This window comes from Cyclobacterium qasimii M12-11B, assembly GCF_000427295.1.
GTDB classification, from domain to species: domain Bacteria; phylum Bacteroidota; class Bacteroidia; order Cytophagales; family Cyclobacteriaceae; genus Cyclobacterium; species Cyclobacterium qasimii.
Genome location: NZ_ATNM01000137.1, coordinates 1 through 14905, shown reverse-complemented (window position 1 = coordinate 14905; position 14905 = coordinate 1). Strand labels below are relative to the sequence as shown.

The 14905-nt window shown below is 39.8% G+C and carries 10 protein-coding genes and 1 pseudogene; all 11 read left to right on the top strand.

The window, feature by feature from the left end; translation table 11 throughout:
* The first annotated feature begins 266 nt into the window (after positions 1 to 266).
* The 11 genes and pseudogenes from ADICYQ_RS16980 to ADICYQ_RS16940 all read left to right on the top strand — a co-directional run bounded on the left by ADICYQ_RS16980 (position 267) and on the right by ADICYQ_RS16940 (position 14546).
* Complete coding sequence (locus ADICYQ_RS16980) at positions 267 to 1988, top strand: hypothetical protein (protein ID WP_040416838.1); 1722 nt, start codon at positions 267 to 269, stop codon at positions 1986 to 1988.
* 28 nt (positions 1989 to 2016) lie between these two features.
* Positions 2017 to 3891 carry a sulfatase family protein gene (locus ADICYQ_RS16975; protein ID WP_020891279.1) on the top strand — a complete coding sequence of 625 codons (1875 nt, stop codon included), beginning with the start codon at positions 2017 to 2019 and terminating at the stop codon, positions 3889 to 3891.
* A gap of 109 nt (positions 3892 to 4000) precedes the next feature.
* Complete coding sequence (locus ADICYQ_RS28920; protein ID WP_235114780.1) at positions 4001 to 4462, top strand: SUMF1/EgtB/PvdO family nonheme iron enzyme; 462 nt, start codon at positions 4001 to 4003, stop codon at positions 4460 to 4462.
* Positions 4399 to 5133 carry a formylglycine-generating enzyme family protein gene (locus tag ADICYQ_RS16970; RefSeq protein ID WP_235114777.1) on the top strand — a complete coding sequence of 245 codons (735 nt, stop codon included), beginning with the start codon at positions 4399 to 4401 and terminating at the stop codon, positions 5131 to 5133. The genes ADICYQ_RS28920 and ADICYQ_RS16970 overlap by 64 nt, the downstream gene beginning before the upstream one ends.
* A 21-nt stretch (positions 5134 to 5154) precedes the next feature.
* On the top strand, positions 5155 to 6726 hold the full coding sequence (locus ADICYQ_RS16965; protein ID WP_040416833.1) for a sulfatase family protein: 1572 nt from the start codon (positions 5155 to 5157) through the stop codon (positions 6724 to 6726).
* Positions 6723 to 8170 (top strand): annotated as a pseudogene (locus ADICYQ_RS30380) (sulfatase family protein). Before ADICYQ_RS16965 ends, ADICYQ_RS30380 begins: the two are co-directional and overlap by 4 nt.
* A 14-nt stretch (positions 8171 to 8184) precedes the next feature.
* Complete coding sequence (locus ADICYQ_RS28905; RefSeq protein ID WP_235114768.1) at positions 8185 to 9447, top strand: c-type cytochrome; 1263 nt, start codon at positions 8185 to 8187, stop codon at positions 9445 to 9447.
* On the top strand, positions 9438 to 10562 hold the full coding sequence (locus ADICYQ_RS28900; protein WP_020891271.1) for a PQQ-dependent sugar dehydrogenase family protein: 1125 nt from the start codon (positions 9438 to 9440) through the stop codon (positions 10560 to 10562). The genes ADICYQ_RS28905 and ADICYQ_RS28900 overlap by 10 nt, the downstream gene beginning before the upstream one ends.
* Before the next feature lie 9 nt (positions 10563 to 10571).
* On the top strand, positions 10572 to 11987 hold the full coding sequence (locus tag ADICYQ_RS16950) for an enolase C-terminal domain-like protein (RefSeq protein ID WP_020891270.1): 1416 nt from the start codon (positions 10572 to 10574) through the stop codon (positions 11985 to 11987).
* Positions 11988 to 12449: 462 nt separating this feature from the next.
* Positions 12450 to 12827 carry a response regulator gene (locus ADICYQ_RS16945; protein WP_020891269.1) on the top strand — a complete coding sequence of 126 codons (378 nt, stop codon included), beginning with the start codon at positions 12450 to 12452 and terminating at the stop codon, positions 12825 to 12827.
* Positions 12828 to 13118: 291 nt separating this feature from the next.
* The gene (locus tag ADICYQ_RS16940) at positions 13119 to 14546 is read left to right on the top strand and encodes a BNR-4 repeat-containing protein (RefSeq protein ID WP_040416830.1); all 1428 of its coding nucleotides are present in this window, start codon (positions 13119 to 13121) and stop codon (positions 14544 to 14546) included.
* Positions 14547 to 14905: the final 359 nt, after the last annotated feature.

The window sequence follows — 14905 nt, the reverse complement described above, 5'->3', positions numbered from 1 at the left end:
GGGATAAGTTTAGGATCCTGATTTTTATAAATTTTCATAGATAGTTAGGTTGAGCGTTGGCGGTGGATCAGCACGAATGGCTTTAGTTGAAAAGTAGCGAAGGATATTTTTTTTGCTTGAAAGCAATATTCAAAAGACTGGTTTATGCTTATTTCTAGTAATAGGCAGCACTTTAAAAAGAAACTTTTTAGGCTTTTCCTATTCTAAAAATAATGTATATTTAGCCTTTATTGTTTCCCAAAATCAACCAAAATCCACGATAATTTATGAAGCGCAGAGCTTTCATTAGGAAAAATGGAACATTAACACTTTTGGCTCCATTTGCCTCTTTGTCCATAAATCCATTTAATTCCTCTTCTCAAAATCCAGAAAACAGTAAGCCTGATTGGTTACTTCAGATGATCTCCAACAATGATCTTGGAGTTCGAAGTATCTTGGAAAGATACATTAATGACCAAAGTTCTCCTCACTATGGGGCCGTATTAGACGGCTATGAGATGGCTACTGCCCATTCTATCACCTCTTTCCTGAGAGCCGGTATTTGCGCTTTGGTTAGCCCGGAATCCGCCTTTTACAATGACCAGGAATTGCGGAAAAAATTGGCTTTATCCTGTGATTATTTTTTGACATTACAGCATGAGGATGGAACAATTGACCTGGTGTCTACTAATTTTCACTCCACGCCTGATACAGGTTTTATAGTAAAGTGGCTAGCACCTGTTTGGCGACTTCTGGACAAATCTGAAGTTGTAGAAAAGCAAAGTGTATTGACACCACTGAAGCAATTTCTTATGAATGCTGGAGAAGCATTAAAAGTTGGTGGCATCCATACGCCCAATCACCGTTGGGTGGTGAGCTCGGGACTGACAGAATTATATAAAATCAACCCAGATCCAGGCTATCGTTTAAGGGCTGAAGAATGGCTTGCTGAGCAGATAGACCTGGATGAAGATGGACAATTTCAGGAGAAAAGTAGTTATATTTATTCTTCATTAAGCGATAGGGTATTGATAAGCATTGCCAGAGGCTTTGATAAACCGGAGCTTTTAGATTATGTGTTCAAAAACCTGAAAATGAACCTGTATTTCATTCATCCTAATGGAGAGATTGTAACAGAAGCTTCAGGAAGACAGGACAATTCTATCATTGGCTTCTTGCAGAATTATTATTATCCTTTTCGTTATATGGCTTTGAAAACCGGAGACGGTCAGTTTGCGGCAGCTTGTAGGTTGATTGAGGAAACTTCTTTTAAAAGAGCCACTGGTTTTCTATACTATTTCCTGGAAGACCCCTCTCTTTGGAAGGAATTGCCACCAGCAAAAGCTTTGCCTATAAATTATGCCAAAGAATTTAGCAATTCCAATTTAATGAGGGTTAGGAGAGGGCCTTATGATGCCTCAATTCTTTCCGGTAGTTCTGTTTTCTTTACTTTTCACAAAAAGGAGCTTATGCTTCAGGGCATGAGGTTTGCAAGTGCCTTCTTTGGGAAGGGGCAGTTCTCAGCTGACTCTTATAAAGTGGAGAATGGCAAATATATTCTCACTAGTAAATTGACAGGTCCTTACTATCAACCATTCCCAAAAGAAGATATCCCTGGGGATGGGGTTTGGTCAAATATGCCTAGGAGTCAGCGTAGACAATCTGAAATTCAGGAATTGACCAATACGGTCACCATACAGGAAGAAGGGGATGGGTTTTTAATTGACATTGAAATTACTGGGACAGACAAGGTTCCGGTTGCCCTGGAATTGATATTCAGGCAAGGAGGCACATTTTCAGGAACGGTTCCTCATGAAGGCGTGGAGGATGCTGTGTTTCTAAAAGAAGGAATGGGTAAGTATACAGGAAATGGTTCTACCATTAATTTTGGACCTGGATTATACCAGCACAAATGGATCGCCATTAGAGGAGCATTGCCTAAAATGGAATCGCCTACCGTGTTTCTTACAGGTTTCACGCCTTTTCAACACAGCATAAAGATCTCATAATAATTCAAAAATGGTTTCACTAAAACTTTTGTCAAAAAACAGATTTCAGTTCACCCTAGGCTTGTTATTGTCCATGGCATTTATGGATAGTGAAAGCGTGAAAGCCAATGAAATAGATAAACCAGTACCCGCCACTCCGAACATTGTCTTTCTAATTTCTGAAGACAACTCAAAGCACTTTATGAAGCTTTTTGATCCCAATGGTGTGGAAACTCCAAATATTGAGAAAATGCTGGAGTCTGGCCTGCTTTACCCCAATGCATTTTCGAATGCACCGGTATGTTCAGTGGCCAGAAGTACGCTTATCACAGGTACACTTACTACGAGAACAGGTATGCACCTGCACCGGAAAATCAAAATTGCACCTATGCCTGAGGGATTGGAAATGTTTCCAGCCTACCTTAGAAAGGCGGGATATTATACCACAAACAATGCGAAGAAGGATTACAATGCGGTGGAGAAGGACAATGTTTGGGACAACTCTTCATTAAAAGCCACCTGGCAAAAAAGGCCGGAAGAAAATCAGCCGTTTTTCCATCAGGAAACCTTTCATGAAACCCATGAAAGCAGGTTGCACTTTACAAACGATGTGATGATGGAGCACAAGGTCCAGGATGATCCTGCACAAGTGTTTTTATTTCCTCAATTCCCAGATACACCCTTGTTTAGGTACACTGTTGCTTATCATAGAGATAAAATAAGAGAGATAGATGAATGGGTTGGAAAGAAAATCGAAGAATTAGCTGAAGCAGGGGAACTTGAAAATACTTTTGTTTTCTATTTCGGAGACCATGGTGGAGTTTTGCCCGGTAGTAAAGGCTATTTGAACGAGACGGGCCTTAACGTTCCTTTGGTTGTCCGAATCCCTGAAAACTTCAAAGAGCTAGTGCCTTATGCGGTACAAGAAAAACCACAGGCATTTGTGAGTTTTATTGATTTCGCACCTACCGTCTTACAGCTTGCAGGATTGGAAGTGCCAGAACAAATGGATGGCCAACCGTTTTTGGGTGGTGGCTTGAATAAGACAACGCTTGAAAAAAGGGATGAAACCTATGGGCATGCAGATCGATTTGATGAAAAGTATGAAATGGTGAGGTCTGTAAGGAAAGGGAAATGGAAGTACATCCGAAGCTACCAACCCTATTATCCAGATGGTTTGCAAAACAATTACCGTTATAAGATGATGGCTTTTGCCTCCTGGAGAACGCTTTTCAATGAAGGAGAATTGAATCCACAAGAGGCAGCATTCTTCAAAGGCAAACCGGTAGAAAGGCTTTATAATCTGGAGGAAGATCCCTTCGAAACAAAAAACCTGGCAGCAAATCAAAAGATAGTTTTAAAAGACCTGCGGAGACGACTTGATAAATGGATGCTTGAAAAAAATGACTTGGGATTTTTCCCTGAAAACATTTTGGTCAATAGTGCCATGGAAAATCCTGTTGAATTTGGAGAGAAGCATCACGAAAAACTTAAGGAATTAATAGCTATTTCTGACTGGGCCACCAGGGACTGGGATGAAGTCAATGACAAGGTTATTGAAAGCATAAATAGTGGAGACGAGTTGGAAAGGTACTGGGCTTATACAGTGGCTTGTACCTTTGGTAAAAAAATGGGGGTTGATTATGCCCGGCTTCCTGACTTTAAAAATGAAACATCTGCTATCGTACAATTAAAGGCCATTGAACTTTCTGGGAGGATAGGGCTAAGAAACCCGATGCCAGCACTGACCCGATGGCTTAATGAATCAACCGACCCTGTAGCGAGTTTGATAGGCTTGAATACATTGGTTTACTTTAAAGACCATAGTCCATATGGTAAAAGATTTTCTTCAGCGTCTTTGGAGCTAAAAGTAGTAAACGACGAAGTCAAGCGTAGGTTAGCTTACTTGGATGGAACATGGTAAGCGTATCCAAAATGTATAATTTGTGCGTTCATCAAAAAATAGATGGAAGTATAGGTGTTTGCCCTTAACTTCTTTAAATTGTAAGTTGATTTAATTTAATTACCTAGAAATGATCAATAGATTAAAATTTATGCCTCTAATAGGCCTTTTGGCCTTTACGCTATTTTCTTGTTCTTCTTCGAATAATAAAGAAGAAGTTGAAGTAGAAAGTGGAGAAATAGAAAATTGTCATGGTACTATTCCAGATAGGTTTAACCCTTCTGCTAATGCTGCCTCAGGAGCTATCGAAGAGCGGGATGCACCCATTACACACGATGGGATGGTTTGGATTGAAGGTGGCGAATTTACCCGAGGATCTACGGATGATCGCGGTAGAGCTGATGAGCTTCCTGCTCATAAAGCCAAGGTAGATGGTTTTTGGATAGACGAAACAGAAGTGACCAATGCCCAATTTGCAGCATTTGTAGAAGCTACCGGATATGTAACGATAGCAGAAAAGAAACCAGATTGGGAAGAAATAAAAAACAATTGCCTCCCGGAACGCCTAGGCCACCAGATGACGTACTTGTAGCTGCTTCTCTTACCTTTCATTCGCCAAATCAACCCATTCCGCTAAACAATGCTGCGCAGTGGTGGGAGTGGACGCCAGGAGCAAGTTGGAGAATGCCTCAAGGCCCAGGAAGTAGTATAGAAGGTAAAGAAAATTACCCGGTGGTACAAGTGGCATGGGACGATGCCATGGCCTATGCAAAATGGGCAGGGAAAAGATTGCCGACAGAAGCTGAATGGGAATATGCCGCCAGAGGTGGGCTTGAAGAAAAATCTTTCCCTTGGGGAGATGATCCTGTAGAAAAAAGTGGATTTATGGCGAATATCTGGCAAGGAGATTTTCCAGTGACGGATAAAGGTGTAGATGGATTTACAGGTTTGGCTCCAGCTAAATCCTTTGACCCTAATCCATATGGATTGTATGACATGGCCGGAAATGTTTGGGAGTGGACCAATGACTGGTACCGTGAAGATTATTATAGCAAGATAACGGATGAAGTTTCCGTGAATCCTCAAGGCCCAAAAGACAGTTATGATCCTCAAGAACCTACTGTTCCCAAAAGAGTAGTAAAAGGTGGGTCTTTCTTGTGCAATGTGTCTTACTGTGAAGGCTATAGAGTAAGTGGTAAAATGAAATCTTCTGCCGATACTGGTTTGGAACACACTGGTTTTAGAACCGTTTCCTCCAATTAATTTAACTTAAATTTTATGTCTATGAGATTCGGTGTTTGGGGAGGATTGTTGGTGGCTGTTTATGTTTCCCTTGTTTCCTGTAAGCAAAAGGAGGAAGTGCCAGTAGTTCCCAATATTTTATTTGTAATAGCAGATGATTTGTCTTTCCCACATACAGGAGCTTATGGAACAGATTGGATCAAAACGCCAGGATTTGATAGGGTGGCAAAAGAAGGGCTTTTATTTACCAGAGCCTATACACCAAATGCAAAATGTTCGCCTTCAAGGTCTATCATTATAACAGGACGGAATTCCTGGCAATTGGAAGAAGCGGCCAATCATGTGCCATTTTTTCCCGAGAAATTCTTGTCACATGTAGAAGTTTTGGGTGACAATGGATATTTTACAGGGTTTACTGGCAAAGGATGGGCACCGGGGGATGCAGGACAAAGAGAGCTGACAGGAAAGCGATTCAGTGATTTAAAAATGGATGCCCCGACCCCTTATATTAGTCCAATTGATTATGCTGGTAATTTTGAAGTGTTTTTGGACCAGAAACCAGAAGAAGAGCCTTTCTATTTTTGGTACGGCTCTTTTGAACCACATCGTGCTTATACTTACGGGTCTGGAGCAGCGCTGGGAGGTAAAACCATAGACATGATTGACAAGGTGCCACCATTTTGGCCAGACAATGATTCTGTCCGAAACGACCTGCTGGATTATGCCTTTGAAACAGAATACTTTGACCAGCATTTGGTAAAGATGTTAGCTTCTCTGGAAAAAAGAGGGTTGCTAGAGAATACCTTGATTGTAGTTACAGCAGACAATGGCATGCCTTTCCCAAGAGTAAAGGGGCAAGGATATGAATATTCAAACCACCTTCCATTGGCCATAAGATGGGGGAAAGGAATAAAGAATCCAGGTAGGGTAATTGATGATTTTGTAAGTTTTGTAGATTTTTCACCGACTTTTCTGGAAGTTGGTAAGGTGGATTTTGACAGTTCCGGAATGGCTGCTTTTGCAGGGAAAAGTCTTCAACCAATTTTTGAAGCCGAAGAGGGAGGGAAAACGGATCCTTCCAGAAATGCGGTGTTGATTGGGAAAGAAAGACATGATATAGGTAGGCCAGATGATCAAGGATATCCTATTCGTGGAATGGTCAATGAGGAGTATACCTATATCCATAATTTTGAAACGGATAGATGGCCAGGGGGAAACCCAGAAACTGGTTACCTCAATACTGATGGAAGTCCTACCAAAACAGTGATCCTTAATCAAAGAAGGGTTTCAGGTGAATTAAAGTATTGGAACCTCTCTTTCGGTAAAAGACCTCAAGAGGAGCTTTACGATAGAAAAAAAGATCCCTATGGTTTGAATAATCTCGCTTTGCATCCAGAATATAAAAACGTCAAGGATGCCCTAAAAGATGAATTATTCAAACAATTGAAGGCACAAGAAGACCCAAGGATGTTTGGCAATGGTCCTGTTTTTGATAATTACGAATATTCTCAAGACATTCTAAGAAATTTTTACAATCGATTTATGGAAGGGGAAAAATTTAATACACGCTGGGTCAACGAAAGCGATTACGAAGTAGACTTTAACGAGAAATGATAAAGAAAGGTAGTTTGCTGTTTGTGATGTTGGCTTTTCTGGCCACTAATACTTTGACCTGGGCTCAAGACAATCGACCCAATATCATAATGATCATCGCTGACGATATAGGCTATGAAGATTTGGGTAGCTATGGGAATGCGATTGCTTCCACGCCTGTGACAGACAGGATCGCCTCTCAGGGAATCAAGTTTGATAATTTTTATTTAACGACAAGCTCCTGTAGCCCTAGTAGGAGCAGTATTATTTCGGGCAGATATCCTCATAATACAGGAGCTGCTGAGTTACATACCGCAATGCCAGAGAATATACTCACCTTTCCCGAGTTACTGAAGGAGTCAGGTTATTTTACCGGGCAATCTGGGAAATGGCATATGGGTGTTGTCCCTCGTAAGGGTTTTGACCTGATTTATGACAAAAAACCTGAAATAGGCCATGGAGGGGAGGATTACTGGGTACCTCTTTTAAAAGAAAGACCCATTGACAAGCCCTTTTTCCTTTGGTTGGCGGCTTTGGATGCCCACAGGCCTTGGGGAGAAAATGATTTCACAGGAGCACATGATCCGGACAAGGTGGAGGTACCTCCTTACCTGGCAGATGAAGCAGCTACTAGAGAAGACTTGGCGAATTATTACGATGAAATTAGCAGGTTTGATTATTTCATAGGTAAGGTGGAAGAAGAATTGGAACGTCAAGGTCAACTGGATAACACAATTATTTTATTTTATCAGACAATGGCCGGCCGTTTCCCAGAAGTAAAACACGACTCATTGACTCAGGGATTAAATCGCCTTTGTTAGTGAAATGGCCAAAGGCTTTGAAGGGTGGTCAAGTAGCCGATGCCATGGTTAGTAGTATAGACCTTGCCCCAACCTTTCTGCAACTTGCAGGAGTAAAAGCACCAGGTAATTTTCAAGGAAAGAGTTTTCTATCTGTTCTAAAGAATCCAGATTTACCCTTTAGGAATTATGTTTTTGCTGAGCACAATTGGCATGATCATGAAGCCCATGCGCGAATGGTAAGAACAAAAGATTATTTATACATAAAAAACAACCGTTCTCAATTTGCCAACCCAGGGCCTGCAGATTCCAATGCCAGTGATTCTTATGCAGACCTTAGAAAGGTAAGGGATCAGGGTAAGCTTAACCCCGCACAAGCAGATGTTTTCGTATCACCTCGTCCTTTTGAGGAGTTCTATTTAATTGCTGATGACAAATACCAGTTGTTGAATAGAGCAACGATGACCGATGATAACAATGCAATGGTCCAGCTGAGGTTTGCTTTAGAAAAGTGGTCTATGGAGACCGATGATTCAGTTCCTACTAATTTAACACAGGATTGGTACAATAAAGAAGATGGTACGGCACTAAAAGTTCCAAGGGTCAGAGGTGAAATGCCTGGTGGTTCAAATGCGCTATTAACAACTGAAAAAGGTCCATTTTAGTCAATAAATAAACAATGAATTTTAAAACTTATCATTTAAACTTTAAAAAAGGTTTAATGCCTTTGGCCCTTATCGTTCTCATTTGGGGCTTTAATGGTTGCCAGGCTCCAAAAAGTGAACCAGCAATCAGGACTATGGATCCGTGGGCATTTCGATCTGTGTTGGATAAGAAACCACGCATGTTATCCCTGGCCTTTGACAGTGTTAATTTTGCCGCGTATGACCTGAGTGTCGGGCAACTTTATAAAGTTTGGAACGGTGGAATTACCAAAGAAGGGACGGTATTTACAAATAAAAAAAACATACAACCCACCAGCTGGGGTGCCCCTTATTATGAAGAAGGAAAGCTTTTCAATCAATGGGCAGTAAGTAGAAATGGCGAATCTTTGCCCATAGAATTGAAATATGAGGGGTATTTGATTTTGGACAATCATATTACGCTTAGCTACAAGCTGATTTTACCTGACGGGGAAGCTATTTCTATTGAGGAAAACCCGGAATTCACAATCAATGAAAACGGGAAAACAGGATTTGAAAGGAATTTCACTGTAGACAGTCCTTCAGCTGACCTGGAGGTGAGATTGCTTCAGGCTTCTGATTCCCAAGAATTCTTAATAGTGGCTGACCAATCTAAAATTATTGATTTCTTTGAGCCTTTCCCTAAGCAGGAGAAACCAGCAATTGGTGCAGGATATGATCACTTGGGTATTCTGTGGATGGAAAACAGTGATTGCTATACCTGTCATGAGGAAGAAAACGCAATGGTAGGGCCTTCATTCAAGCAGGTTGCGACGAAGTATGAGAAGAATCCAAGCAATATAGCTTATCTAACGAAGAAAATTATAAGTGGTGGTGCAGGAGTATGGGGAACGACTCCCATGAATCCACACCCAGACTTGAAGGAGAATGAAATTAAAACCATACTGGATTATGTGTTTACTTTTAGGCCTAAAGAGGCTGTATTAAGTTCTGAAAAGCCTATTGCCAAAGCAAAAAAGGTTAAGCTATCCAAAGAGGAGCCTGTTCCGTTGAAACCTGGTTTCGGCGCACCTCTGGAAGGCATCCATCCAAGTTATGACTTGACTGTTTTGCACAATGAGACTTTTCAACCGAGGGTAGGAGGTTTGGCATTTATGCCAGATGGTAGACTTTTAGTAAGTACCTGGGATTCTATAGGTGGGATTTATGCTTTAGAAGGAGTGGAAGGGGGTGATCCTAAAAAATTAAAATACAACGTATCGCCTCAGGTTTGGCTGAACCACTTGGAATGGAAGTAGTGGACGGATCAATCTATGTGCTTCAAAAGCATGAACTTACCCAATTGACAGACGTCGATGGAGATGGGGTAATGGATGAATACAAGGTCATTTGTGATGCTTGGGGAGCATCGGATGATTTCCATGAATTTGCCTTTGGTTTGGTTTATAAAGATGACCACTTTTATATTACCTTATCCATGGCCATGCGGTTATTGTCTACGGACAGACAACTACCTGACAGAGGAAGAACGCTTAAAATTAGCAAAGATGGAAGTATCGAAAGGTTAGATTATGGCCTTAGAACGCCAAATGGAATTGGGGTAGGGGTAGACGATGAATTATTTCTTACAGACAACCAGGGCCAATGGCTACCTGCCAATAAATTAATACATATCCAAAAAGACAATTACAATGGCATGGCATGGGGCTTGAGCGCAGCGCAAGAGCAAAACCCACCAGTTGCCAGTCCACCGGCGATATGGTTACCGGACAATGAAATTGGAAATTCACCTTCCGAACCTATTCTAATGAAGGATGGCCCTTATAAAGGGCAGATGTTACATGGTGATGTCAGCAATGGTGGAATCAAGCGTGACTTTTTGGAGAAAATCGATGGACAGTACCAAGGTGTGGTATTTAGATTTTCACAAGGCTTCACAGCAGGTGTCAATAGACTTGTTTGGGGTCCTGATGGGGCTTTGTATGTTGGTGAAGTTGGTATGGTTGGGGGCTGGAGCTGGAAGGAGAACCAGTTTGGGTTAGAGAAAATTAAATTTAACGGAAAAAGTACCTTCGAGATGTTAAGTATCAAGGCCAAACCGGATGGTTTTGAAATTTCTTTTACAGAACCACTCAAGAAGGAGGGGTTAAATACAGTTTTAGACGAGCTTGTCATTGAGCAGTATAGGTATGAGGCTACAGCTGCTTATGGTGGCCCAAAATTGGATTTGGAAACTTTGAAGCCGACCGATATTAAATTGGCTGATGATGGCATGAAAATAGAACTTAAAATCCCTGGATTAAAGGAGAATAACGTCGTATATTTTAATTTGCCTATTGAGCTAAAAAGTAATACTGGAAGTTCATTATGGTCTTCTGAGGCCTGGTATACCTTAAATAAAATCCCCAAATAACTAACAACCATGAATAAGAACGAAAATAACGGATTTAGCAGAAGAGAATTTTTGAACAAGTCAGGAATAGCCCTAGCTGCTGGTGGATTAGGTCTTAGCCCTTCGATAAGTTTTGGTAATTCTAAAAAAGTAAACAAAGCAATGAAGAAAATAAAAATAACCCGTACTGATTCAAACTTTGAAAGAGAACCACTATTCCCTTATCGTTTTAAGGGCAGTGCCATTACTCAGGCTTGGCAGGCCGTTGCTTTAATGGGGTCGGATAGTGGGATTCATAAAATCGGTATTGGTACACAAGGTACTTTGTGGTCAGACAAAGCAGTGTTTCAAAGTCATTCTACTACAGGAGGAAATGCACTGATGTATGCAATGACAGAAAGGGCTTTACAAATCATTAAAGGGAATAGTTTTGTAGATCCTATAAGCCTACTTGATGATGTTTTGCCTGAAGTATATGCTTATGGCGTTAAAATCACTGGCAATCCAGATTTGAAAACCACCTTTGCGCTTAATTCACTTGTTCCTGTAGACAATGCCATCTGGTTATTGTATGGAGAAGAAAATGGAATGAAGACTTTTGATGAAATGATACCTGAAGCTTATCAACCAGGATTGTCTCAAAAACACGACAAAGTAGCCAGTATCCCTTCATTTAGTGTTGGTGCCTCAATTAAAGACATTAAAGCGGCAGCTGACGAGGGTCATTTTATTATGAAGTTGAAAACTGGCGCGGCAGGAACTCAAAAGGAAATGCTGGCCAAGGACATTGAATTCCTTACAGAAGTCCATAAGACTTTGGGAGATAGGGAAACGCCCTACACCAAAAACGGTAAGATCCCTTACTATTTTGATGTGAACGAAAGGTATGAGAAAAAAGAAACCTTGGAGCGTTTTTTAGACCATGCAAAAAAAATTGGAGCATTTGATCAAATTGCTGTAATTGAAGAGCCTTTTGGCGAGAACAATAAGGTATTTGTTGGTGATTTAGGCGTTCGAATAGCCGCAGATGAAAGTGCGCATACCGTAGAGGATGCACTTGAAAGAATCGAACAGGGTTATTCTGCCATTGCACTTAAAGCCATTGCAAAAACAATGAGCATGACCATGAAAATTGCGCAGGCGGCTTATGAGAAAAATGTCCCTTGTTTTTGTGCTGATTTAACTGTTAACCCCATTTTGGTAGATTGGAATAAAAATGTAGCCGCAAGATTACATTCCTTTCCTGACATGCCGCTTGGATTACAAGAAACAAATGGGCACCAATATTACAAAAATTGGGATAAAATGGTTAGCTATCACCCTATGGCAAATGAAGAATGGGTTAAAACAAAAAATGGTGTTTACCCAACTGGTAAAGCTTTCTACGAGAAGAGTGGTGGAATCTTGGCAACTATCCCTCATTACGAAAAAATGTTCGACCACTAACAGCGATTAGGGTACTGGGTTCGTTTATAGAATCATTAACAAATCTGATAAACAATAAGAAATCTGTAGTAAAAGTACCAAAACATTCCTGTTTTGGTACTTTTACTCAAATTTTAAAAAACCATTCTCTATTTTAAAAAGCAATCGAGTTCTTCTGCAAGCAGGTTAGGTGATTTTGGCGATTATGGGGCTTGAACCTTTTAATAAATTTAAATTTTAAAAATATAAATTTATAATCCAACAAATATTTTTTATTACATAAAGTGGAATAGGCGTGATTTTAAGAAAAAAAGAGTACAATATTTTTTTAATTCGTTATTCTTGATTTACATTTGAAAAAATGTATTTTAAATATATAAAACTGTACATTAAATAATTGTTCTGATTTAAGTCTGAATACTGTTAGGTAGCAAGGATTGATTTTGGGTTAAAGTTTGATTTGTTCAAGTAAATAAGCAGAAGGTGGATATATTATTGGTAGACGACGACCCAATCGTAATTTTATTACAAAAGAAATTGATGGAGAAAGCAGGGATTTCTCATCAAATAATTTCATTTAATAATGGCGAGGAGGTTTTAGAATTTTTTGAAAAAAAAGATAGTGGGAATAAATATCTTATGTTCCTTGATATTAATATGCCTGGTTTATCAGGTTGGGAAGTTTTAGATGAATTAGAGAGTATAGAAATACCGTTTGAACTTAGAGTAATTATCATTACATCATCCATTGAAGACTCTGATCGTTTGAAAGCAAAGTCTTACGAAAGGGTAGTAGATTTTTGGGTGAAACCTTTCAGTTTGCAAGATTTCGCTAATTTAAAAACTGAATTTAATTTATAATTCAAGTCATAATATCCCCCTGAGAAGGAAAATGAATATTATGTAATTGAAATTGGGTTGTCATACAATAAAAGAAGGTCTATTTTAAGGCCTTCTTTTTTTTGATTATAAGTCAAGTAAGCGGCTGGATTCGAAACTTTCGCAAACCGAAATCCCTTTTTTATGCTATTATAGGTGGTAGGACACTATTTTTTTAAATAAAGGTGCGTTGAAAGTCCTTCCCATCCATCCATTTTGGTTTTCATTTCTTCCATTTAATGTATATTTTTAGGACTAAAAAAACGAACCTCTATGAAGCATTTCTTTAACTATTTAATAATTAGTTTATTAGTACTCTTTTGGTCCTCAGCGAACACTGTGCTTGCACAGGAAAACTTCCCTAGCGTTGATGGTTACAAAGGAATTTGGTTTACCCTTGGCCAAAAATCTGAATTTGGAGACAAGTACTCTGGTGGCCTTGGCACCTATACTGCAAAGCACATCCCTTTAGCTATTTATTCTCCGGAAGTAAACCGAACATTTTTTGTTTATGGAGGTACAAGAAATGAAGATGAAAGATACCTTCTTTGCATGATCGGTGAGTTTGATCACAATACAGGCTTGGTCTCAAAGCCTGTAATCGTTTATGATAAATTAGGTGTTGATGATCCCCATGACAATCCGAGTCTTGCTATGGATGAAGAGGGTTATGTGTGGGTATTTGTAAGTGGAAGAGGTAGCCGAAGGAAGGGATTTAAGTATAAAAGTACCTTGCCATATAGCATTACTTCATTTGAGCAGGTCTCCGAAGAGGAGATGACTTACCCACAGCCAAAATACATTGCTGGGAAAGGGTTTTTAAATCTTTTTACAAAATATACCGGAGTGCGTCAGTTGTATTTTGAAACAAGTGTTGATGGTACCAATTGGTCTCAGGACCAGCATCTAATGGGTATAAAAAGGCCGGAAGATAAAAACAGTGGTCATTATCAGATCAGTAACCAGTATGAGAATAAAATTGTATTCTTTAGCAACTGGCATCCCAATGGCAATGTGGATTTGAGAACCAATCTATATTACTACCAGACAGAAGATTTTGGCCAAACCTGGACTGATATCAATGGCAATAAGGTTGTTTTACCCGTAACGGATCCTACTACTTCAGGATTGGTCAAAGAGTATTTTAGCCAAAAACGCAATGTATACCTTAAGGATGTCAATTTTGATGCGAAAGGAAATCCTATCGCTTTGTATGTAGAAGGAGAAGGGCATCAACCAGGGCCCAAATATGGCCCTAGAAACTGGCATGTGATCCACTGGGATGGTAGCCAATGGCAAGACAATATAATCACCCAATCAGATCAAAATTATGACATGGGTAGTCTTTGGGTAGAAGGTGAAGATTGGATGGTAATAGGACCCACTAACAATACACCTCAGGAATATGGTGCTGGTGGAGAAGTAGAAATGTGGAAAAGCACAGATGCAGGTAAAACATGGGACAGAACTAAAAAACTTACCAAAGGGAGCAAGCGTAACCATAATTACATTAGAAGGGTAGTGAATGGAACAGATCCTTTTCTGTATTTCTGGGCAGATGGAAATCCAAATGATTTTAGTAAAAGTCAACTTTATTTTGGAGACAGTAAGGGCAAAGTATGGCAGTTGCCTTATGAAATGACTGCTGAACAAGAAAAGCCTAAGCGCCTTAGAACCAATATTTTCAGCAGGTGGTTTTAACCTAAATTTAAGAACTTAATAAAATTGATTATGTCCGGCAAATTAACATTTTATGTTAGTTTGCCGGATTTTTTTTGTCCAGAATTGGCTTTGACTAGGCGAGTTTGCAACTACGTCTTAATATTCTATTGAATTTGTAATTCTCAATTTTAAGGTTTTGGGTTAATAATTTGGCTTACCCTTTGATTAGTTTTTTTCTTAACCCTCGTTGGGACTTAGAAATCATTTCTTTGCGACTCCGCGGCTCTGCGTGAAATTTTCAAGTTCTACTTAGTTATTGTTTCTCGCAAAGGCGCTAAGACGCAAAGGGCATAGGGATGCCTCCTATTGAAAAGGTAACCCTTTGATTAGTTTTTTTT